This is a genomic window from Dyadobacter sp. 22481 (genome assembly GCF_052044875.1).
GTDB classification, from domain to species: Bacteria; Bacteroidota; Bacteroidia; order Cytophagales; family Spirosomataceae; genus Dyadobacter; species Dyadobacter endophyticus.
On sequence record NZ_JBQENV010000001.1, the window covers coordinates 773,676 to 797,039 of the forward strand.

A 23,364-nucleotide genomic window follows, 5' to 3' on the forward strand; every position below is an offset into this window, starting at 1 on the left:
AAAGGCCCCGGAAGGCCTTTCAGATTTTGTTAATCAGCTTGAAAAACAGGAGAATGGTGTCAGGCCCTCTGCCGGTGGAACGGGGTTTGGTCGTGACGTATCTGTTCGGCCAGACGGGTAATGTAAGGAATGCCTTCCCGCTCATAGTCAGCAATTTGTGTGGCTGTGAGACGTATTGCAAAGTCGTACAAGCCCACCCCTCCACATACCACCGAGAGGATGTAGTCTCCGGGCTGCTGTTCGGAAAAAGTGTAGTTCCAGGCTTCCTTGGCAATTTCTTTCATGTAAATAAGCGTTATGCGGGGCTAAATATACGTCAAAAAGAAAGGACAGCGCGTAGCCCTACGCGCTGTCCCGATTTCATAGTTATAGTGGTGTTTCTGTATATTTTCCTTTTGGTATCTTGTTGACAACCGCTTCGGAATAGCCCGTCGGAAGGTGCCCGCCTGGCAGCCAGAGGCTGTTGGCGCCCATTTCGTTGCCCGAAGGAACGCGTACATTCAATCCCTTGGGGTCGGGGATTGATATCCTTACCATTTCCAGGCCTTTCCAGCTACCGGCCGGTATACCCAGTTCTGTTTCAATCTTACTGATGTCCTTGCCGGTTTTGGTCAGCATGGCGTCCATTTCGGTCTTGGTCATTACAAATTGCGTGTTGTCGGGGTAGCCGAGCGTGTCGCGACCATACTTGTCCAATGATGATTTGGAGACAAGATAAGTCGCGCCGCCGTTGAATTGCGCAAGGTGGAAGTCGATATACTTCTGGTCGAGGTACACCGACGGGTCGGGGCGCTGGCCCTTGGCGATGTCGAGTACTTTCTGCGAAGTCCAGGGGGCTTTCCAGGAATCTTCGAGTTTGATTGTCTCGGGGTCGGTACCGTGGTCGTCGCTACACGAGAAGGACACCGCTGTCATGAACACGAGCAGCCACAGGTGGAGGAGATTTTTCTTCATGAAAATTGTATTGGCTAAATGTTTGTGTCCGCAAGTATACCGAAAAGTTAATTAATTCTACTTTTGTAGTATTGCTTTTTGAAGAAATTCTACAATTGTATTCTTAAACATCGTTTCCCCGTTTTGGAATATTCGTGCAAATTTTTCCCTATTATCGCGGCCGAAAGTACCAACAGGGCGTCTGCATGCTCATTTTAGGCAAGGTTAAGTCCCCACATCCGGGGCCGGTTCAGAATCGGCCAGGATGGAACAACTTTTGCATTGCTTGCGATAGTCGGGCTATGGGGCCACGGACGTATAGGGTGATAAGGAGCCTGGGCCGACACTCAGATTACCAATGAAGACGATGATACCCGGAAACATTTCAATTCTCCTGGTGGACGATGATGTCGATGATCAGGAGATTTTCCTGCTTACCATGCAGGACACAGGCACGGGCGTGGAATGCGAATTTGCATGCGACGGTATCCAGGCGCTGGAAAAACTCGGTGACGGCGGCTATCAGCCTCACCTGATTTTTATCGATATCAATATGCCCAAAATGAATGGGATGGAATTGCTCACAGCATTGAAACAAAACCCGCGGCTGGGGAAGACGCCCGTCTATATGTATTCGACTTCGGATCAAAAGGAGATCGTGACGAAGTGCATGGAACTGGGTGCTTCCGGTTTTATGAAGAAAAGTCCTGACATTGAAGAGCTTCGCAGAGAATTTAGTTCAGTGATCGATAACCGTTTGCCTTTATGACCGACCCGAAGGAACAAACCACCCTTGAATTTTTGGCAGGTGGAGGCGAAATGGGACGACGCATACGGGAATTCGATTGGCAGGCAACTGAACTCGGAAGTCCCCGGGACTGGCCGCAAAGCCTGAGAACCTGTATCCGGATCATGCTTAGCTCGAAACAGCCGATATGGATCGGGTGGGGGCCGAGACTTCTGAAATTTTACAATGACGCCTATATTGATATTGTAAGGGGTAAGCATCCGCACGCGCTCGGTGAGCCTGCGTCTGTCGTCTGGAAAGACATCTGGAAGGATATAGAACCTATGCTTTCCCGGGCAATGGAGCGCGACGAAGGCACCTACGAGGAATCGCGGCTGCTGATCATGGTGCGGAGCGGGTTCCCGGAAGAAACATATTATACTTTTTCATACACGCCCGTGTTGGGCGACGATGGTCGCCCGGCAGGGATGATCTGCTACAACACGGCTGATACAGAGCGTATTCTCAGTGAACGCGCGCTCAAAACCATGCAGCAGCTCGACTCGCTGGGCGAAAAGAAGCGGGAAGACGAAGTGTTCGCGCAGGTGGGGCGGGCATTGTTGGCCAACCCGCTGGACTTTCCGTTTGCGGTCATGTACCGGGTGTCCGATGACGGAGCACATGCCCATCTCGTTGCAACGTCGGGTGTGGACCGGGCCAGCCCGCTTCTGGATGAACAGATCCGTCTGGCTGAGCCGGGTGATCGTTACGAGCAACTGGCGGCGACCGTGCAGCAAAACCGGATGACCGAGGCGATTAACCGCGGAGATTGGAAAAATCTCGCCAAAGGTGGCTGGGATGTGCCGCCCAGATACGTGGTGTACCTGCCTATTCGGTCGGCGAGCCGAAAATCCCCGCTTGCGCTGCTGGCCGTCGGGCTGAATCCATATCGCAAATTTGACGAGGCTTACCGGAATTTTCTTCAACAGATCGCCGACCGCATTGCATTGGGCCTTGGCAATGTAATGGCATACGAGGAGGAGCAACGGAGGCTCCGGGCGTTGGAAGAGTTGGATAGGGCCAAAACCTTGTTCTTCACCAATATCAGTCACGAATTCCGGACGCCGCTGATGCTGATGCTTGGCCCGCTGGAAGAACTGATGAACCGTGGCACGACGGAATGGTCGGAGGCGGAAAGCGCGAAAGTGGAAGTGACGCACCGTAATGCATTGCGCCTGCTCAAACTCGTGAATACGCTGCTGGATTTCAGCAGGATGGAAGACGGCCGGGGACATGCGCGGTTCGTAAAGACCGATATGGCTTCCTACACGCAGAACCTTGCTTCCAATTTCCGTTCGGTCATCGAAAAAGCAGAACTGGAATTTGAGGTGAGGATCGGCGGTAACACATGCTATGCTTATGTAGACCGCCAAATGTGGGAGAAAGTGGTCTTTAACCTGCTATCGAATGCATTCAAATATACATTAAAAGGAAAAATCACGCTGGAACTCGATGCGCACGACGGCCAGGTGCGGCTGTCGGTGAGCGATACGGGCGTCGGCATTCCCGCGCACGAGATCCCGCACATGTTCGAGCGTTTTCACCGGGTGCAAAATTCCGGAGGCCGGACCTACGAGGGCACGGGGATAGGGTTGTCACTCATCAAGGAATTGGTCAGGCTGCACGGCGGGACGATCGGCGTCGAAAGCACGGAGGGTGTGGGGAGCCGCTTTACGGCAACAATACCCGAAGGCAAAGGGCACCTCGAGGCCTCGCAGGTGTACGACACCAACCCAGAAGTAGAAGACGCCATTTCGGATTTCTATGTAAGCGAAGCCGAGAGCCTGCTGGCTTCTGCGGAAAAAGAGCCGGTGGCTGACAATTGCCATGACGACCGTCGGCGGGATTGCATACTCATTGCCGACGACAATGCCGATATGCGGGAGCATATCCGGTCGCTTTTGGGGAATAAGTATAAAGTATTGACGGCCCCTAACGGTCTTGAAGCGCTGGAACTGATCCGGAAGCATCGGCCTGCGCTCGTGTTGAGCGATATTATGATGCCCCAGATGGACGGGACGGAGCTGCTGAAGGCCGTGAAAAGCGACCCGGTGCTATGCCACACACCCGTAATCCTGATCACGGCGCGGGCCGGGGAGGATTCAAGGATCGAGGGAATCGAGATTGGTGCGGACGATTACATTGTGAAGCCGTTTTCAAGCAAGGAGCTGATCGTACGGGCGCAGGCGCAGATACGGATGTTGGGCGAGCGCAATAAGATTACCGAGGAGCTGGAACGGAAAGTCGAGCAGCGCACGCAGGAGTTGGTGAATGCCAACAGGGAGCTCGAATCTTTCAATTATGTGGCCAGCCACGATCTTCAGGAGCCGCTCAGGAAGATACAGACATTCATTCACCTGATCGAGCGGAACAATTTCGATAGCGAGCTTTCGAAAGGCTATTTTCAGAAAATATACACTTCTGCACAGCGAATGGGCGAGCTTATCCAGTCGGTATTGTCGTATAGCAGGCTCTCGAAAAACGGAGAAGCCTTGCAGCGGGTCGATCTGAACAAAGTGATAGACGATATTAGCGTCGATTTTGAACTGGCTATCCAGGAGAAGCAAGCCGTGCTGTTGGTTGAAAACCTTCCGATAATCGACGCGAACCTTTTGCAAATGAATCAGCTGTTTTCAAACCTGATTAGTAATTCGCTCAAGTTCTCGGTTGTGGCGCCGGAAATACGGATTACGAGCAGCCGGGAATCAGGCCGCGAAATCCCGCTGGCACCCGTCGAGCTGGCCGACAACAGCTACCACCACATATGCGTAAAGGACAATGGCATTGGTTTCGAACCCGAGTTTAGCGAGAAGATATTCGCATTATTCCAGCGGCTCCACCGCCGGAGTGAGTATGCCGGCACGGGGATAGGCCTGAGCATCGTCAAAAAGATCGTGGAGCAGCACGAGGGCTTCCTGTCCGCCGAATCGCATCCGGGAGAAGGGGCGATATTCAACATCTGGTTTCCAGCGTAATTGCTATGTAACCAGCATTTTACGAGTTTAAAGATGTCAATATAGGATAGGAAAATGCTAATATTCGAAGGGGATTTGGTCGAAAATTGTTCTATTTAAACATATTTTAGTATTTTTGATAAAAAGCAAAAACCCGACTGTTTGGCTTCTCCCTTTACCGATACCGATGATAGAATACTGTGGCAGCGCTTCCGGCAAGGCGACGAGGAGGCATTTACCTCGCTGTATCAGCGGTATGTAAGGGTACTTTACAGCTACGGGAAAAAGCTGATTACAGACGACGCGGTGGTTGAGGACCTGGTCCAGGACTTGTTTATTGACCTCTGGCAGAGCCGCGAACGCCTGGCCGATGCAGAATCTCCCCGCTTTTACCTTTTCCGCTCGCTTCGGCGCCGCATTCACCGTGCTTGCAACGGCCGTTTCAACGAGCGCTGGGATCTTATCGACGAAGACCTTCATCCCATAACGCTCCCGAAAGAAACCGAAATCATTGAATCGGAGCAGACCCAAAAACAGAAAGACGAGCTCGATGCGTGGCTGAAAAGCCTGCCAGGGCGGCAATATGAGGTAATGATGCTGCGATTTTACCAGGATTTCAGCTATTCCCAGATTTCCCAACTACTTACGATCAATGAGCAATCGGTACGAAACCTCGTGCAAAGGGCTGTTTCTAAGCTCCGCCAGCTCACTATCTCGGTCGTTATCTCCGGATTATTTCTATTTCTTCTAAAATAATTCACGAAAAGTGAGTTAAACCGTCATTGCACGTGCTCTTTCTTATTGAGCACCGTGTTAAATTTTTTCATCAAATATTCATACTGATGGGTTACTATCATTACGAAGTAACTGATTTCCTGGAAGATCAATATTTCAAGTCCTGGGTATTAACCCCGTCTCAGGAGTCCTGCGAGTTTTGGAATAATTTTTTACTTACACACCCCGAAAAAGCGGAGGCCGTTGCCAGCGCGAAATGGGTCCTGCTGGGAATCCGGTCCGAAATGGAAGAAGATTTCCCGACTGAGGGGCAGGTGACAGCCATGCTCGACGAGATCCACAGTCGGAAGGAGGCTACAAGTCGCTGGCCGATGCGTGGACTATGGTTGCGGCTGGGTGCGTCGTTGTCGGCTGCTGCCGTGGTTTTGCTGGCCATAGGCTGGCTCCGAGAGCCCAACCGGCACGACAACCACGTAAGTTATGAGGAATTGTTGTCGGCGGTGGACGCGCCCCTGATGGAGCAAACCAACACGACCACCGCGCCGATCCTGCTCACATTGCCCGATAGCAGTACGATTCTGTTGCAGCCGAAAAGCAGCGTGAGTTATCGTAAAGACTTCGTCCGGAATGCATTGCGGGAAGTGTACCTGTCGGGCGAGGCGTTTTTTACAGTAACCAAAAATCGTCGGCGCCCATTTATAGTATATTCCAACGAGCTGGTTACCAAAGTATTGGGTACGAGTTTTATAGTGAAGGCATTCGAAGATGCGCGCCAGGTGGAAGTGAGCGTTAAAACCGGCAAAGTTTCCGTTTTTCCGCGCACCGATACGGAAGTATGCGAGGGGATAGCCAGCCCCGAACTGGCAGGGACGATCATCACGCCCAACCAGAAAGTACTTTTTTCACGTGAGCAGGTGCAGATCCGCAAAGAGCTTGTGGACTCACCGGAAATCCTTGCCTCGGCGGTGTTACCAGCACCGCTGCTGAAGTTCCAGGATATGCCGGTGTCGGCGCTGCTCGGCAATATCGAGGAGACCTACGGGATCGACATCGTATATGACGACCGTTTGTTCGGCCAATGCCTTCTGACGGCCTCGTTCACGACCGAAAGCCTCTATGAGAAAATGGAACTCATTTGCAAGGGCATCGAGGCGAGTTTTGAAGTAGTGGACGGAAAGATGGTCGTGACCGGCCGCGGATGTAATTGATTTTTAAAGCATTAACCAATGCAAACAAACCTAACTAACAACCCTAAAACGTGATTGCTTCTATGATTTAAACAAACTCCCTAAAAAAGAAAAGGTTGATGATGTTGCACCATCACCAACCCTGAGTTCATCCCCAGTTAGATACATCCGTTACCAGCGGATGGAGGACTCGTTTTGCCCATTTTTCCATGTTACAAAACTTAGTAAAGTTATGAAAAAATTGTATCCTAACTATGCTTATTGGCAGATCCTTATGAGATTCAGTTGTATGCAACTCATCATTGCTGCACTCCTGACGACCGTGGCCGTGGCTGGTGTTACCGAAGCGCAGGAGGTCCTGAATAACCGCATTACGATCCAGATGCAGAATCAGGACGTCCGTAAAGTGTTGTCAGCGATTGAAGACCAGGTTAAAATAAAATTCCTTTACAGTTCCAATCTGATCAAGGCGGAACGGAGGGTGAGTGTGAATGTCCGGCAGGAACAGCTGGGCGAAGCATTGAAAACCATTCTTACACCATTGGACCTTGATTTTGAGGTTTCGGGGAAACAGATCATCCTGAAAAGAGTGAAGCTGCCCGTTGAAAAGCTCAATCCGCAAAGCTACAAGTCGGCCACGCTGGACCGCAGCATTTCTGGTACTGTTACCGACGCGAGCGGCTCTTCTCTGCCGGGTGTTTCGGTAGTGGTAAAGGGAACATCCCGCGGGACCGGCACCGATGCGCAAGGCGTGTACAAGATTGACGCGCCGGATGGAAATGTGACGCTTACATTCAGCTTTGTAGGTTTTACTCCCAAGGACGTGGATGTGGCAGCCGGCCAGGGCACGCTCGATGTGACCCTTTCCCAGGACGAAAAGCTTCTTAATGAAGTGGTGGTTGTGGGCTATGGAACAGCCAATCGCAAGGACCTTACCGGTGCGGTGTCAATTGTAAAAGTCGCTGAACTGACCGAGCAGCCTAATGCCAACCTGAGCAACCAGCTGCAAGGCCGCGCCTCAGGCGTGACTGTCCTTACCTCAGGCCAGCCGGGGCAGGCGCCTCAGATCCGTATCCGCGGTATCAACTCATTTGGCAATAACACGCCATTATTCGTAGTGGACGGCGTTCCTACCCAGGATATCAACAACCTGAACCCGAACGACGTGGCTACAATGCAGGTGTTGAAGGATGCCGGCTCGGCTTCAATCTACGGTTCGCGTGCATCCAATGGTGTGGTGATTATCACGACCAAGCGCGGAAACGGCAAAGTGAAGGTGAGTTATGACATGTTTTACGGAACACAGGGTGTCCCCAAAGGAAATGTCTACGATATCCTTTCGCCTCAGGGAATGGCGGATCTGAAATTTCTTGCGCTGAAAAACTCGGGATCAGCGATCAACGATCCGCAATACGGCAATGGACAGACGCCCGTTTTGCCCGATTACATTGTGCCAACCGGTGCAAGTGAAGGCAGTGTGGATTTCTCGAAATATTATGTCAACCCGAACTACACCGATAAAGCCGATATGGATTCGTTCTATCGGATCGTGAAGGCCAACAAACAGGGTACAGACTGGTTCCACGAGGTGTTCAAAAGCGCGCCTACCCAGAGCCACAACCTTTCGGTAAGCGGAGGCGGGCAGCAAGGAAGCTACCTGTTCTCGTTCAACCATTTCAATCAGCAGGGCAACCTGATGAACACCTACCTGAAACGTTACACGATCCGGGCCAATAGCCAGTATAATGTGACTAAAAACATCCGTGTGGGTGAGAATATCGCGCTTACGCTGGTGAACAATCCGCGCAGCGGCATCCTGGAAGAAGGCAGTGCGATCGGTATGGCTTACCGGATGCAGCCGATTATTCCGGTGTACGACATTAAGGGTAATTATGCGGGTTCTTTCGGCAGTGGTTTGGGGAATGCCAAAAATCCCGTTGCTATCCGTGACCGGGCACGCAATAACCAGGGCCTGACCAATTCCATCTTTGGGAATATGTTCGCTGAGGTGGACTTCCTGAAAGACTTCACTTTCCGTACAAGTTTCGGGGGTAACTGGTTTACCTACACGGAGAATACTTTCGGTTATCCTGAATGGGAGAATGCTGAAAATGTAACGACGAACGCTTATTCGGAAAGGGTGAATTCGGGCTATAACTGGACCTGGACGAACACCGTTACCTATGAGCATTCATTTAATAATACCCATAATGTGAAGGTGTTGCTGGGTACCGAGGCTTATAACAGCTTGTACCGGGAAGTAGGAGGTTCTACCCAAGGCTATTTCTCTTTCGACCCGAATTACACCAGCTTATCGTCGGGCTCGGGAACGCCTACCAACTTCTCGAACCGTTCGGCGGATGCATTGTTCTCGTATATCGGCCGTATCGATTACAATTTCAAAGATAAATACCTGCTGAGCGGAACGCTGCGCCGCGACGGTTCTTCGCGTTTTACTTCCCAGTATGGCTGGTTCCCGGCTGTGAGCGCGGGATGGCGTATGAAGGAGGAAGAGTTTATGAAAAGCGTGACCTGGCTTAACGACCTGAAAATCCGCGGAGGCTGGGGGATCATGGGTAACCAGTTCAACGTGAACCCGACCAATGCATTCACTACTTATGGTCAGAACAGAAGCCATTCGTTCTACGACATCAAAGGAACGGGTAACAGTACCACCCAGGGCTTCCAGCGTCTTACCGTGGGTAACCCGGCTGCGAAATGGGAGGGAAATATCAACTCCAATATCGGTATCGATGCGTCGCTGTTCAATGGGTCTGTCGAATTCACGATCGACTATTATCAGAAAAACATAAAGGACCTGCTTTTCGCACCTGAACTCGCCGGTACGGTAGGACAGGGTACTGCGCCTGCGGTGAACATCGGAAAGATGAACAACAAGGGGATCGATATGTCGCTTTACGGCGAGAAAACCATCGGTAAGGACCTGAAACTGAATGCTACCGCTACGCTGACGACCTATAACAACAAGATTATCAAGATCACCGACGGTGCGAGCTATTTCGATCAGGAAGGCCGCCGCTTCAACGGTAGTGCTATTGTACGCAATGCGGTGGATCACTCGATCGGTCAGTTCTTCGGGTATGACATTGCAGGTTTCTGGAACACTCAGCAGGAGATCGACCAGGCCAATGCACAAGCGGCAGAGCGTTCGGGCAACCCGGCCGCGGTTTACCAGAATGAAGTGAAAGTGGGCCGCTTCCGCTATAAGGATATTAATGGCGACGGCGTTATTACGGCCGATGACCGCACTTTCCTTGGAAATCCCAGCCCTAAATTCAGCTACGGTCTCAATATCGGAGCTACCTACAAAAACTTCGACTTTGGGATTTTCCTCTACGGCGTTCAGGGTAACGAGATCTGGAATAACCTGAAATGGTGGCACGACTTCTACACCAACTTCCAGGGTGCAAAAAGCAATACCGCATTGTACGATTCGTGGACGCCCGAGCACAAGAATGCGACCGCGCCTATCCAGGAAAATACCGGTTCATTCAGTACCACTAACGTTCCAAACTCCTATTACGTGGAAAATGGATCTTACCTGCGTGCCAAAAATGCACAGATCGGCTACACCCTGCCTAAGCACCTCACACAGGCATTGAAGATCGACCGCCTGCGCGTGTATGTGCAAACCGCCAATTTGTTCACGATCACCAAATACTCGGGTCCTGATCCGGAGGTTGGACAGAGCCAGGTGGCCGGTTCAACGGCGTTCGGCCTGGACGAGGGGGTTTATCCGAACACCCGCCAGTTCCTGGTTGGCTTAAATCTGACATTCTAATTCACTGTATATAAACAGAAAAAGATGAAGACACTGAGATTTTCAAAGATAGCACTGGTCGCGATTTTCGGGCTGATATCCTATTCATGTCAGGACAGCTTCCTGGATAAGCCTGCACTGGGGGCATTGAGTGACGCCCAGCTGAATACCAAAGCAGGGGTGCAAAACCTGCTGATCGGCGCCTATGCCGCGTTGGATGGAAATGGCGTCGGCGCAGCCAGCGCATGGGATGCCGCTGCCGACAACTGGATTTATGGCAGTATCGCGGGCGGAGACGCTAAAAAAGGCAGCGATGGTGCCGACCAGCCGGGGATCAACTCCATTATGATTTACAGTGCCGGGCCCAGCAACGGTTTTTTTAACAGCAAATGGAAAGCGGTTTACGAGGGAATCAACCGCGCAAATACCGTTTTGAAGTTCATACCGCTTGTAGAGAGTGGTATGACAGAGGCCGAAAAGACCGATTACACCGCCCAGGCACGCTTTCTTCGGGGACATTACTATTCCGAATTGAAGAAAATGTTCAATATGGTACCGTGGGTTGACGAAAATACACCTAACCCCGCGGCTGTGACCAACGACGCGGACATCTGGCCAAATATCGAAGGCGATTTCCGGTTTGCGATGGACAATCTTCCGGCTACGCAGTCGGACGTGGGCCGCGTGAATAAATGGGCGGCGGCGGCGTACTTGGGAAAGACGTTTCTTTACGAAAAGAAATATGCCGAGGCCAAGACGATCTTCGACCAGGTTATTGCCCAGGGCGTAACGAGCAACGGTTTGAAATATGACTTGATGCCGAAGTTTCAGGATAACTTCGACGCAGCGCAAAAGAACCTTGCCGAATCGGTTTTTGCCGTTCAGATGGCCGCCAACGACGGTACGAATACGATCGACAACGCCAACACCGGCGGTATGCTGAACTTCCCGTACAATTCGCCTTTCCGTTGCTGCGGTTTCTACCAGCCGAGTATCGATCTGGCCAATTCTTACCAGACCGATGCGAATGGCTTGCCGAAAGTGGACAATTACAATGCTGCCACGTTGAAAAATGATATGGGCATCAAATCGGAGGCCGCATTTACACCGGATGCCACCACCGCACTCGATCCCCGTATCGACTGGACCGTAGGCCGCCGCGGTGTGCCGTTCCTCGATTGGGGTAACCACCCCGGCCAGTCATGGATCCGCGACCAAAGCTACGCCGGGCCCTATTCCCCTAAAAAGAATATGTACTGGCAGGCAACGCAGGATAAATATTCCGACCAGCATTCATGGGCGCCGGGAACGGCGATCAACGTACAGATCATCCGTTTTGCCGACGTGTTGCTAATGGCCGCTGAAACCGAAGCGCAGCTGAACAACCTTGCGAAAGCACAGGAATACGTGAACCGCGTGCGGGCGCGGGCGGCGAAACCGGAGAGCTGGGTATATACCTACGCCGATCCTGCGAAGCCCATGGGTGGTTTTACCAAAACGCCGGCTGCGAATTACAAAATCGCCCAATATCCTGCCGGTGCATTTGCGGCTAAGGGAAAAGACGGTGCATTGGCGGCAATCTACTTCGAGCGTAAGCTGGAACTCGCGATGGAAGGTCACCGGTTCTTCGACCTCTCGCGCTGGGGCATTGCCGAGCAGACGCTCAATGCCTACATCACGTTCGAAGGTAAAATTACGCCTGACGTAAGAGGAGGGAAGTTCCTGAAAAATGTGAACGAGTATTTCCCGATCCCCCAGTCCCAAATCGACATCAGTACGCGGAACGGAGTCTCTCCATTGAAACAAAATCCCGGTTATCAATAGACAAACTAATACCAATGCAATGCAAAGGGGGCAGTTCATAACTGCCCTTTTTTGTTTATAATAGGAGGTATTATTGATTTGAGTATGAAATTCTCTAAATGGTTTTCGGGCATACCAATCTGGATTTTTGTCGCGGCGGCCTGCATTCAGGCGTGCGGTACTACGGGCCGGTCGGACGAAAAATCGCGTGAAGCGGAACTCACGGGCGAACTTGCGGAGGGCAGGGATGCGGCGCAAAAATATTGCAGTACCTGCCATTTGGCGGTGGCGCCGGCGCTGCTCGACAAGGATACCTGGAAAAACCGTGTGCTGCCTGTGATGGCCCAATATTTTGGGATCGAGGTGTGGCAGAGGAACCAGTATTTTGCCGACGAAAAATCGGCCATGGCCATTACCGACTGGATGAAAATCGTGGCGTATTACGATTCCCTCGCGCCTGCGCGCTTATCGGCCCCGCGGCCGCCCGTGCAGGAAGAGTGGGCCGGTTTTACACTGAAAACGCCCGCCAACGACACATCCCGCCTGGCCACCACCACCCTGGCCGCTATCGACAGCGCTGGCAGGGCTATTTACACGAGCAGTTCAGAAGTACCCGCGTTGGTGCGTTGGGACCAGGAATTTGTAAAAAAAATGAAAGCGCCGTTCTCGTCACCAGCCATGCACATGCTGTTTTCCAGCGGTCCGTCGCACGGCGGTGCAGCGCCGGTCGTAACAGTCGTGGGCGAAATGCGTGCTTACGACGTTTCGAAAGGAGAACTCTATCGTATCAAGGCATCGGGTGTGTTTGATCCGGTCCCTTTTGTGACCGGCTTGCGGAGACCGTTGCATACATCGGCAGCGGATTTTAACCGCGATGGCAAAACGGATTATGTAGTTTCTGCATTCGGTCATAACCAGGGCGGTCTTTATTTGTTTCGGCAAATGCAGGATGGGAAGTTTGAAAACGTACCTGTGCGTGAAGTCGCGGGCGCGACGCAATCGGCTACCGGCGATTTCAATGGAGATGGCTGGCCGGATATTGTCGCCTTGTTCGCCCATGCGCAGGAAGGTATCTGGCTTTTTACCAATGACAAGAAAGGCGGTTTTTCTGAAAAACCATTGCTGCGTTTCCCGCCGGTTTATGGCTCTTCCAGCTTCCAGCTCGCCGATGTCAACCGGGATGGCCAGCCCGATATCATTTACACCGCAGGCGACAACAGCGATTATTCCCGCATTCTGAAACCCTATCACGGGGTATATATTTTTCTGAACAAGGGGAATAACCATTTCGAACAAAGCTGGTTCTACCCGGCCAATGGCGCAACCAAAGCAATGGCGGCCGATTTTGACGGCGATGGCGACCTGGATATCGCCTCCATTGCATTCTTCGCCGACCATCTCCGTAATCCCGGCGAGAAATTCCTGTATTTCCGTAACGAGTCTTCCAGGGCTGGTTTAAAGTTTCAACCCATTTCGCTCCCCATCGCCGGGTATGGCCGATGGATTTGTATGGATGTAAATGACTGGGACGGCGACGGCGATCCGGATATTGTGTTGGGGAACTATTCCAAAGGGTTTCTCAATCAGGAAGAGGTAAAAGCCGACTGGAATGTGTATTTGCCATTTATAGTATTGCAAAACGATTTCAAGTCTCGTTCCAAACCTTAATTTATTTCAATTCCGGCTGTAAAATTCAAGCCATAGTAATATCGAATGATAAATGGTCGAATAGCCCCCTCATATTGTCGTGATAGCACCCGGCGCGTGTACCTGACCCCGGCTAAATTTGGACATTATTAACCGATAACAGCAAAATGAGAAAGCTCAGGATTTTTGAACACATTTCCCTCGACGGCGTGATCGAGCACGACAAAAACTATGTGTATGGCGGGTGGACAGGACCCTACCGAACCCCTGCCGGGATGGCCATGCTTCTTGAAGCATACGGTACCACTTTTGACCTGCTGGTTGGCCGTCGTACGTACGACGAATGGTTGGGCTACTGGCCAAATGCCGGAGACTTCCCGATGGCGAACGCTATAAACGCTGCAACCAAATACGTAGCTACCCACAGACCTGATAGCTTAAAGTGGGGGCCGGTCAGGGATTTGGGAGGGGATATCATAGAAGGTGTTCGCAACCTCAAGTCCACAGACGGCCCTGATCTGGTTCTTTCCGGAAGTATATCATTAACGTCTGTGCTGCTCGACGCTGGATTGGTAGATGAGGTCATCCTGATCGTATACCCGGTATTGCTGGGTAAGGGCAAACGCCTTCTCTCAGAGAGCTTCGATGCCCGCAAACTCGAATTTGTGAGTACAGCAACCACTCCAACGGGGGTAATGCTCAATGCTTACCGACACCTCGGATCAATGACAAGCTGATTTTTCATGGGTGCTGCGTCCAAAATAAGAGTCCGTCCCAGTTAGATCTGAGACGGACTCTTTCTTATTATAACCAACTATTTACCTAACTATAATAACCTTCTGCACGCTCTGACTGCCGTCGGCGAGGGTGAGTTTAAGGCTATATATTCCCGGAGCGAGCTTGCTGATATCCAGGCCTTCGGAAGTGACAGCTTTGCGGTCGATCACTTTCAGCCCAGCTGCATTGTGAAGGACAACAGACTTCACTTTTGCATAATCCTTGAACTTCAACCGGTCGCTGGCCGGGTTAGGGTAGGCCGCAAGCAAGCCGTTGCCGCCGAAATCCAGGCTTAGAATGCGGCTGTACGCGAAAGGAGCCTCCTTGCCGTCGGCCGCGCGGTCAATCATTTTAAGGCGGTAGTAGTTCAGCCCCACTGCCGGTGCCCGATCGACGAAATCGTATTTACGCAACACGCTGCTTTCACCATGCGAGGCTTTGGTGCCGATCATTTTCCAGTTTGTGGCATCCTGGCTACGCTCGATTTCGAAGCGGTCGCTGTTGGTTTCTTCGGTAGTTGACCAATTGAGCAGGGCGCTGCCGGTTTCTTTCGAAGCTGTGAACGACACAAGCGTTACGGGTAATCCGCATTCCTGCTGGGTCCTGACCGTCAGGCTGGCCGGTGCGGATGTGAGCGTACAAAGGTCGCTGTCGCTGTCGACGATCACCTGGTAGCGGTTGCCGCTCCATGCGGTAGTGGCTGGCGTGAGTGTCAGGGTGTTGGTATTGGCACCCGAATAGGTTCCGTTCGCGTCGGTTGCACCTCCTGGGGCCAGATTGGTCCAGTTGTTACCACCGTCGGTGCTTACCTGCCATTGGTACGTGAGTGTTCCGGTGCCGCTGGCTGTTACTTCAAACGTGGCGGCTTTGGCCACACAGGCAACCTGGTTTTCCGGATTCGGCTTAGTGAGCTCGATATCGCAAAGCGTTGCCGTAACACAGTTCGCACCATCGTTGCTGCCGGATGGCGTCGAGGCCGACATAAAGCTGGCCGAATTGTTGACCGGGTCTATTTTGTAAAAACGGCCCGAGTCGTTGTGAAATGCGTAGAGCTTGCCGGTCGCATCGGCGAAAACAGCCCCGAAACCACTGGCGGCGGGCAAACCGGAAACTGCCGTGCCCCCCACGGTAACCGCGCCGGTAAGCGGGTTGATCGTCGAAATGCGCGCATCGGGAGTGAAGCCGTAAATGAGCTGGGTAGAAGGCAGGTAGGCAAAGTCGGCTCCTCCGAAAGGTGCGCTCAGCGTTACGCCGTAGGTCGGGCCGGTTTGAAGTGCGAATCCGTTGGTTGGGTCCACCAGTTTCAGGTAGGTCGAAGGACGGTTCGGGTCCACGTCGATTACGTAGAAGCTTGGCGTATTGGTCTGATAAATCATCATATAACCATTCGGCAGTTCTACCCCGACGTTGAAAGTACCGCTAGCAGGCAGGTTCGCGATAGGATATTCCACGGTACCGCCTTCGCGGTCGATCTGTACAATGCTGGCGGTTCCGTTTCTGGTAGCCCAGAGCATATTATCCGCCGAATTGTAAATCAGTGAGTTGACGGTCATCGGAAGGGGTGCGATCTCGGTGCGGGCACCTGAATTTACATTGTATGCGTAGAGTGTTGAAACAGGTTCTCCAGCGGAAGCTGCCACCTGGTAGGTGATACCATCCGCGCAATCGAAGGGCAGGTTTTCCAGGATGGAGTTAGGGCAGCTGGCACCGTCGTTGCTATTCGACGTAATGCTGGTCGAGAGCAGCGTGGATGTTGCCGCAGTAGGGTTGATGCGGTGGAATGTGCCCGGGTCGTTGGCAAAAGCGTAGAGCTTTCCGCTTGGATCCGCAAATACCGCTCCGAAAGAAGTTGCCGTTGGCAAGCCTGCTACCACTGCGCCGACGTTGCTTGCACCGGTGACATGGTTAAGGGTTACCAATTTCGCGGTGGTAGATTCCACGCCATAGACCAACCCTGTAACGGGTTCATACACAAGATCGGCCACGTTGATGGGTGTGCTCAACGCAATGCCGTAGGTCGGGCCGGTTTGCAGTGCGTAACCATTGGCAGGATCAACCAACCGCAGGTAAGTGGCGCGGGACGGGTTGATATCGATCACATAAAAGCGCGGCTGGTTGGTGTTGTAAACGAGCATATAGCCTCCCGGAAGCCCGGTGCCCACGTTGAAGTTGCCGCTGAGGTTGGCAATAGGGTATTCGATGAGCGCACCATCGGCCGCGATGCGAACGATGGAATTTGTGCCGTTTTTGGTAGCCCAAAGCGTATTATCAATTTCGCTGTAAATGAGCGAGTTTACCAATGTGCTAAGTGGTGCGATCTGCGTTCTTGTGCCACTGGTTACATTGTAGGCGTAAAGTGTTGAAACAGTTTCACCACCGGCGGCGGCTACCTGGTAGGCCACGCCATCTTCACAGGTGAAGGGTGTGAGACAGCCGGAAATCGTAATCGGCTGGCTCACGGGGCCCTCACAGCCCGGGTTCTCGTAACGTGCGTAATACGTGCCTACGGGTGCCTGTGTAGGATCTGCCACGAGCGTCGCAGGCGAAGGTGTTGATGAAGTGTAAAAGCGCAATGTGCTGCCAGCGGGGGCGGAGCCTGCTACCAGCCGGTTCAGATTGTAGGTCGTGGCCGGGCAAATCGGCGCGTCGTTGCCTGCTACCAGCGTTGGCGCGCCCGGAGTGGCGAATACGTTCATCGTAGCCGACGATGAGGGGGTAGTACACAGGTTGCTGGTAATCATACAGCGGTAGCGGAAATTATTCCAAGCAGCTGTCGATGGTGTGACGGTGAGTGTGGCTGTGCCGCCGCCAGAATAACTGCCATTTGGCCCCGTAAACGGAGTGGTTTGCAAATTAGCCCAGTTGTTTCCGCCGTCGGTACTTTGCTGCCATAGGTAAGTGAACGGCCCATTGCCGTCGGGTGCGACGGTGAAATTAGTGGTACTGCCAGGGCAAAGCGTTACATCGGCTGGCACGACCGGAATGTCGGTATCGCATTCCACGAATGCATTCGGGCAACTCGCGGCGTCGTTCCCGCCCGAAGCAGGGCTGGTCGAGAGCAATGTTGCCGTGTTGGCAACGGGATCGATACGATAAAACCCGCCGGTTGCGTTGTTGAACGCGTACAATTTGCCGGCTTTATCACTGAACATGCCGCCATAATTGGCATTGGGCAGACCTGCCACCGGTGTTGCATTGATGGTTACAATACCTGTCGCAGGGTTAATGGTCGTGATGTTGCTTGTTGGTGTAATACCGTAACCCAGACCCGTAGATGCGAGGTAGGCCATATCCGAGGAGTTAAATCCTGCCGAGACCGTTGTTCCGTAATTGGGACCGGTTTTTAGCGCATAGCCGTTGGCGGGGTCGACGACTTCGAGAAACGTGGCACGCGTGGGGTCTACGTCCACCACATAAAACTCGGTTGCATTGCTGGTATAGATGAGCATATAGGCATTGGGCAGTTCTACCCCCACGTTATAGGTGCCTGTCGGGAGATTTTCGATATCATAAACAACCGTTCCGGCGCCCGCTCCGATACGTACGATGTCGTTTGTGGCGTTGAGTGTAGCCCAGAGGAAATTGTCGGCTGCGGTGCTGTAAATGAGTGAGTTCAGTGCATAAGGGGTAACGGCGCCGATCTGGGTACGTACCCCAGAACTGACATTGTAACTTAAAAGAGAGGATTCGGTGTTACCGGCAAGGATCGCAACCTGGTAGGCGATACCGTCCAGGCAGCCGAATGACGTCTGCAGGCTCATGCGGAAGTTCTGGTTCTGCATGTTCGCTGCCTGGTTGGTGAGCGCGATTTCACCGGTCAGCGGTGCATTAGCCTGATTGGCAGTGTTGCTGCCGCCTACTACATCTTCGGCCACAAAATAGACACCGGGTATGCGGTTTCCTTTCGGATTGGTGGCCGTATTGGTAAGCACGAGTTTGTGGCCTGTGAGGTTGTTGGGCAGGCCGGTGAATGCATAACCTCCGGCGGGCCCTACCGTTGTAGAGGCGATGACCGCCCCCGAAGCATTGACCACGTTGACATACATCGTGCCGCCGAAATCGGTGCCGGTTTCCCCGGCATCGACGATGCCGTCATTGTCGGTGTCGACCCAGGCGGTCCCTGTAATGTTGACTGCCTGAGCAGCCCCGTAACACAGCACTCCCATGAGCAGGAATAGTGCTCTGACAAATAGATTTTTGTTCATAAGCAAGCGTTTGGAATTAAGTAAAAAAAGGAACCGTTGAATTAGCGTACATGGTGCGTCAGACTCCACAGTCTTAGTGGCCCGTGTCGTTGACGACAGGTGTCTTTTTTCTTTTTAGAAGAAGAGGTTGATATAGAAGTAACTGACAACAAATATCAAACTAAATGTTAAACTGACACGTTTAGTTTGGTAGAAATGATTCTACAAATATCGATTTCATTTGACAAATATATTTTGCATAGAAACCTCTTGGATTGTAGAGCTATGCTGAGAAAGCGGCCTCATTTTTGAAAAATATTTCAATGACGATGGCGAAAATCTTATTCGGGAATGTAGATTCCAATGGCTGGAAATCCTGCACGCTATATCAGAGTATAGTGGTAACCTCGGAGTAAGTAGTCGATCTCGGGCGCCGATATGCGCTAATTTTGTATCGCCGCCCGGCCCTGATGGCAGGCCGTCAAGAATGGCTTTCGGTCAGGACCCGGTGTGAAGTATTCATACCATCAAACACAATGAAATCATGTCGAAGACAACCTGGAATGTTGACACTGCACATTCAGAAGTTCAGTTTAAAGTAAAGCATCTTGTAATCTCGACCGTGACCGGGTTTTTCCGCACTTTCAACGGTTCCGCATCTACAAACGGCGACAGTTTCGAGGACGCTCAGGTCGATTTTACGATCGACGTCAACAGCGTGGACACCGGCCAGCCCGGCCGTGACGAGCATTTGCGCAATGCGGATTTCTTCGAAGCGGAGAAATACCCCGAGTTCCGTTTTGTATCGACTTCCCTTAAAAAAGACAAAGGAGACGTATACAAACTTGCCGGTGACCTTACCATCAAAGGTGTTACAAAAGAGGTAGAACTCGCAGCCGAATACGGTGGCACCGAGCGCGATCCATGGGGGAATACCAAGGTAGGATTTGAAGTGAGTGGCGTGATCGACCGCAAGGATTTCGGTGTGACGTTCAATTCACTTACCGAAACCGGGGGCCTTGCATTGGGCGAAAACATTAAGATACTGGCTAATATTCAGCTGGCGAAACAAGCATAACAGCCATTATTTAGAGTAGCTGGTGTGCGAGAGGGCGTCCTGTTTCAGGGTGCCCTCTTTTTCGTAATGAAAGATTTTTGGTTTAATTTGTATACCCTATTAACCTGCTAGAATATTCCGCACCCTGACTGTATGCAAATAGAGATAAAAAACAAACTGAACGACAATGAGTTGTTTCGGATCAAGAGAATGAAGGAGGTTATTAAAACCACCAACCCGCACGGCCACAAAGAATATCTCGAAATCATCTTCCTTACACAGGGCGAAGGCCTTCACCAGATCGACCACCACCATTTTCCGGTGCGTGGCAATAGTTTATACCTCGTTATGCCCGGTCAGATCCACAACTGGGCGCTGACCGCCATTCCGAAAGGCTTTGTGGTGATGGTCCAAAAGGATTTTCTCCTTGGCCATCCGCTTTATGACGATCTTTTTCAGACGTTTCCTCTCACATTCAGCAGTGGCTATCAGCTCGAACAAACGGGAGAGGCCGTGCATGGTATTTTTGAAAATATTGAAAATGAGCACGCTGAGCGGCAACCGAACTACCAGGCTATTATCCAGACTTACCTGTTGCTGCTCTTTAATTTGCTGAAACGGGAAGCGCACATCGACCGCAGCCAGTCGGAGCCGCCCTTGCTCAAAGCCTTCTTCGAACTCGTTGCGACGCATTATAAAACCTCACACGAAGTAGCCTGGTATGCCAGCGAGTTGAATGTGACGACTAAGACCCTGAATGCCAACTGTCGGAAGTTTCTGGACAAAACGGCCGGAGCCGTGATCAATGAAAAGCTGACTGCGGAATGCAAGCGGTTGCTGCTCTATTCCCAGGCAAATATGGGCGAAATTGCCTATGAGCTCGGTTTTGCCGATCCTTCGCATTTCAATAAGTTCTTCAAAAGGCAAACCGGCGTTCTGCCGAGCATTTACCGCAAGGGAATTTCCTGAATATACCAGTTTTCGGACGGAAAGTACAAAAGTCTACTGACTTTGTAGGGTTATTTTTGCCACGTCATTCAACACGATGAATTGGCGAAAATAACCCCTATGAAATTCCTATTTACCCTAACATTTCTTTTTTGCCTGATGGCGTTCGCCCGGGCCCAAAGCCAGGTGGTCATTACCGGCAAAATCACCGACCAACAGACTAGCCAGGGGTTGCCTTTTGCCTCCGTCGCATTGTACCGCTCGACCGATTCGGTACTGGTGAGTGGTGCTTTGGCCGACGATAAGGGCAGTTTCCGCTTCGAGAAAACGAACAGTGCAGCTTATTACCTCGAATCACAATATATGGGGTACCGGAAAACGCGAACACCCGTGCCTTCGGGAGAGGGCGTCGTGGAATTGCCGCCCATTGCCATGCAGGCGGATGGCCGGTTACTCGACGCGGTGGAAGTAAAGGGTGCCCGCGGCGCGGTAGAAAGCAGGATCGACCGGCAGGTGTACCGCGCAGGTGCATTCCTGGGAAGCCAGGGCGGTACGGCGGTGGATGTACTCAAAAATACGCCGTCGGTAACGGTAAATAGTGAAGGCGACATTATGCTGCGCGGCTCGACCGGCTTCCTGGTGCTTGTGAACGGCAAGCCTGTGCAAACCGACCCGGCTGTGGTGCTCAACCAAATCCCCGCCAACAGCATTGAAAACGTCGAAATCATTACCAGTCCTTCGGCGCGCTATGACCCGGATGGGAAATCGGGGATCATCAATATCACCACCAAAACCGTCGATAAAAACAGCCAGAGCCTCATCGCGAATGTTCAGGGAGGGTTTCCGTCGGTTCATACCTACGACAATCTGAAAAAACCGCAGCGTTTCGGTGCCGATGCAGCCTGGGGACTGAAAACAGGTAAATGGGAGGTGAACCTGAGCGGCAGCTATCTGCGCAACGATATTACCGGCCGTAGGATCGGCGACGTGAACACGACGATCGGCGATGTTTTCACTTCCTTCCCGTCCGACGGGGAGCGGAGTTTTAAGCGGTACAACTACACGGCACGGGCATCGGTCAGTTTCACCGCTGATCCTTCCAACGTGGTTTCGGCCGGTTTTTACAAAGGTTACCGTTTCCAATCGAGAAGGGCAGATTTGGTTTATAACAACACCAAAACCAACCTGGAAACGGGGCAGAACCTGGGAAGGATTACCTATTTCAACTCCAATGTCGCGCAAAAGACGGCCGATGTGATGTCTGGTAACCTCGATTACCTGCATCGTTTCGCCAACAAATCGGAGCTGACCTTGTCGGGGCTGATCGAATCGGCGGACCTCGACGGGCTGACTACCAATATCAATCTTTCTGAACCGGGCCGCACGCACACACTGCAAAGCACGCGTAACCCCAGCCAAAACCCGCTGAATGCATTCCGCTTGCAGGCCGATTACGTTGCTCAGATCGGTAAGGGGAAGCTCGAAACGGGCTATCAATACCGAAACCAGGAGCAGAAAGGGACTTTTCAATATCTTGATCAAAACCTGGAAACCGGCGAGTTTGTGCTGGTACCCCAGTTTTCGAGCCGGACGCGCCTGGTGAATCATATTCATTCCCTATACGGCCAGTACAGCGGAAAATCGGAAAAACTGGAATACTCGGGTGGTTTACGTTATGAATACGCCACCCGGCAATTTACCGCGGAAGGTACCGACAAACGTAACCTCGACTTATCCAACTTTTTCCCCTCGGCCCAGTTGCAATACCGGTTTTCCAAAAGCTGGCGTGGGAAGGTGGGCTACACGCGCCGCGTACAACGCGCGACCAACAACGAGCTGAACCCGTATCCCGAACGCGAGCATTCCGAAACCTTGGAATCGGGCGACCCAGACATTTTGCCGGAATTTATCGGCCAGGCCGAGCTGGGCGTCGTGAGGGAGTTTGAAAAGGGAAGTGTTTTCGCCACGTTGTATAACCAGCGCGTCAAAAACGTCGTTAACCGGGTCAATAGCGTGTATAACGATAGCATCGTCAACCGGATTTACACCAACGCGGGCCTGGCTACGTCATGGGGCGTGGAAGTGAGCGGGAATGCCAATCTAGCCAAATGGTGGCAGCTTTATGCAGGCGCGAACGTGTACCGGTACGCGATCGAAGGGGGGCTTTTCCGGAACACCGTGGTGGTGAATAGTTCGAGTGTCGTATATTCGCTGAATGCCAACACCACGTTTAAAATTACTCCTGCATTGCAGGTACAATGGGGCATAAGCTATCTTTCAAAAAGGGTAACGGCGCAGGGAGAGGATTCACGTTTTGTGAACCCGTCGCTGTCCGTAAGGAAGTCATTCCTGAAAGGCAAGCTGGCGGCTACATTGCAATGGCAGAACATGGATCTGGGCATCGTCGGGGCCAACCAGCAGCGTATCTCCACCTGGGGTAGGGACTTTTATACCACCACAAATTACATTCAGGAAACAGATATTTTCCTCATTAACCTGAGCTATAACCTCAACCAGCTCATTAAAAAAGCAAAACTCCCGGCCAGCGAATTCGGTGATCGGGAGTTTTGA

Annotated in this window: 14 protein-coding genes; 11 read left to right on the forward strand and 3 right to left on the reverse strand. The window is 52.0% G+C overall.

All coding sequences use genetic code 11. The annotated features are described in order from the left end of the window. Positions 1-59: 59 nt before the first annotated feature. On the reverse strand, positions 60-284 hold the full coding sequence (locus tag ACTJJJ_RS02830; RefSeq protein ID WP_188930884.1) for a hypothetical protein: 225 nt from the start codon (positions 282-284) through the stop codon (positions 60-62). 82 nt (positions 285-366) lie between these two features. Next, on the reverse strand, positions 367-954 hold the full coding sequence (locus tag ACTJJJ_RS02835) for a hypothetical protein (protein WP_188930882.1): 588 nt from the start codon (positions 952-954) through the stop codon (positions 367-369). A 337-nt stretch (positions 955-1,291) separates the two neighbouring features. On the opposite strand from ACTJJJ_RS02835, the gene ACTJJJ_RS02840 reads away from it, so the two are divergent. The 8 genes from ACTJJJ_RS02840 (at position 1,292) to ACTJJJ_RS02875 (ending at position 14,564) form a co-directional block, all read left to right on the forward strand. Beyond that, complete coding sequence (locus tag ACTJJJ_RS02840; RefSeq protein ID WP_188930880.1) at positions 1,292-1,702, forward strand: response regulator; 411 nt, start codon at positions 1,292-1,294, stop codon at positions 1,700-1,702. Beyond that, positions 1,699-4,695, forward strand: a complete 2,997-nt coding sequence (locus ACTJJJ_RS02845; protein WP_188930878.1) for an ATP-binding protein — start codon at positions 1,699-1,701, stop codon at positions 4,693-4,695. The genes ACTJJJ_RS02840 and ACTJJJ_RS02845 overlap by 4 nt, the downstream gene beginning before the upstream one ends. A 141-nt stretch (positions 4,696-4,836) precedes the next feature. Beyond that, positions 4,837-5,430 carry an RNA polymerase sigma factor gene (locus tag ACTJJJ_RS02850; protein WP_188930876.1) on the forward strand — a complete coding sequence of 198 codons (594 nt, stop codon included), beginning with the start codon at positions 4,837-4,839 and terminating at the stop codon, positions 5,428-5,430. Between the two features lie 86 nt (positions 5,431-5,516). After that, on the forward strand, positions 5,517-6,617 hold the full coding sequence (locus ACTJJJ_RS02855) for a FecR family protein (RefSeq protein ID WP_188930874.1): 1,101 nt from the start codon (positions 5,517-5,519) through the stop codon (positions 6,615-6,617). Between the two features lie 211 nt (positions 6,618-6,828). Next, complete coding sequence (locus tag ACTJJJ_RS02860) at positions 6,829-10,398, forward strand: TonB-dependent receptor (protein WP_188930872.1); 3,570 nt, start codon at positions 6,829-6,831, stop codon at positions 10,396-10,398. 24 nt (positions 10,399-10,422) lie between these two features. Further along, complete coding sequence (locus ACTJJJ_RS02865; protein ID WP_188930870.1) at positions 10,423-12,201, forward strand: RagB/SusD family nutrient uptake outer membrane protein; 1,779 nt, start codon at positions 10,423-10,425, stop codon at positions 12,199-12,201. Positions 12,202-12,285: 84 nt separating this feature from the next. Then, positions 12,286-13,848 carry an FG-GAP-like repeat-containing protein gene (locus ACTJJJ_RS02870; protein ID WP_188930868.1) on the forward strand — a complete coding sequence of 521 codons (1,563 nt, stop codon included), beginning with the start codon at positions 12,286-12,288 and terminating at the stop codon, positions 13,846-13,848. A gap of 146 nt (positions 13,849-13,994) precedes the next feature. After that, entirely contained in the window at positions 13,995-14,564 is a 570-nt protein-coding gene (locus ACTJJJ_RS02875) for a dihydrofolate reductase family protein (protein ID WP_188930866.1), read from the forward strand. Between the two features lie 81 nt (positions 14,565-14,645). Here ACTJJJ_RS02875 and ACTJJJ_RS02880 read toward each other — a convergent pair whose 3' ends face one another. Further along, entirely contained in the window at positions 14,646-18,809 is a 4,164-nt protein-coding gene (locus ACTJJJ_RS02880; RefSeq protein WP_188930864.1) for a DUF6923 family protein, read from the reverse strand. Between the two features lie 523 nt (positions 18,810-19,332). On the opposite strand from ACTJJJ_RS02880, the gene ACTJJJ_RS02885 reads away from it, so the two are divergent. From ACTJJJ_RS02885 to ACTJJJ_RS02895, 3 genes are all read left to right on the forward strand, one after another. Beyond that, a complete protein-coding gene (locus ACTJJJ_RS02885; protein ID WP_188930857.1) occupies positions 19,333-19,866 on the forward strand; it encodes a YceI family protein in 534 nt (177 codons plus the stop codon). A gap of 132 nt (positions 19,867-19,998) precedes the next feature. Beyond that, positions 19,999-20,814, forward strand: coding sequence for a helix-turn-helix domain-containing protein (locus ACTJJJ_RS02890; protein WP_188930855.1), 816 nt, complete (start codon positions 19,999-20,001; stop codon positions 20,812-20,814). A 99-nt stretch (positions 20,815-20,913) separates the two neighbouring features. Continuing rightward, complete coding sequence (locus ACTJJJ_RS02895; RefSeq protein WP_188930854.1) at positions 20,914-23,364, forward strand: TonB-dependent receptor domain-containing protein; 2,451 nt, start codon at positions 20,914-20,916, stop codon at positions 23,362-23,364.

Bases quoted from the DNA above. Each gene is read 5' to 3' on its own strand.
- ACTJJJ_RS02830 (WP_188930884.1), bottom strand. From the start codon at position 284: ATGAAAGAAATTGCCAAGGAAGCCTGGAACTACACTTTTTCCGAACAG.
- ACTJJJ_RS02835 (WP_188930882.1), bottom strand. From the start codon at position 954: ATGAAGAAAAATCTCCTCCACCTGTGGCTGCTCGTGTTCATGACAGCG.
- ACTJJJ_RS02840 (WP_188930880.1), top strand. From the start codon at position 1,292: ATGAAGACGATGATACCCGGAAACATTTCAATTCTCCTGGTGGACGAT.
- ACTJJJ_RS02845 (WP_188930878.1), top strand. From the start codon at position 1,699: ATGACCGACCCGAAGGAACAAACCACCCTTGAATTTTTGGCAGGTGGA.
- ACTJJJ_RS02855 (WP_188930874.1), top strand. From the start codon at position 5,517: ATGGGTTACTATCATTACGAAGTAACTGATTTCCTGGAAGATCAATAT.
- ACTJJJ_RS02860 (WP_188930872.1), top strand. From the start codon at position 6,829: ATGAAAAAATTGTATCCTAACTATGCTTATTGGCAGATCCTTATGAGA.
- ACTJJJ_RS02865 (WP_188930870.1), top strand. From the start codon at position 10,423: ATGAAGACACTGAGATTTTCAAAGATAGCACTGGTCGCGATTTTCGGG.
- ACTJJJ_RS02870 (WP_188930868.1), top strand. From the start codon at position 12,286: ATGAAATTCTCTAAATGGTTTTCGGGCATACCAATCTGGATTTTTGTC.
- ACTJJJ_RS02875 (WP_188930866.1), top strand. From the start codon at position 13,995: ATGAGAAAGCTCAGGATTTTTGAACACATTTCCCTCGACGGCGTGATC.
- ACTJJJ_RS02880 (WP_188930864.1), bottom strand. From the start codon at position 18,809: ATGAACAAAAATCTATTTGTCAGAGCACTATTCCTGCTCATGGGAGTG.
- ACTJJJ_RS02885 (WP_188930857.1), top strand. From the start codon at position 19,333: ATGTCGAAGACAACCTGGAATGTTGACACTGCACATTCAGAAGTTCAG.
- ACTJJJ_RS02890 (WP_188930855.1), top strand. From the start codon at position 19,999: ATGCAAATAGAGATAAAAAACAAACTGAACGACAATGAGTTGTTTCGG.
- ACTJJJ_RS02895 (WP_188930854.1), top strand. From the start codon at position 20,914: ATGAAATTCCTATTTACCCTAACATTTCTTTTTTGCCTGATGGCGTTC.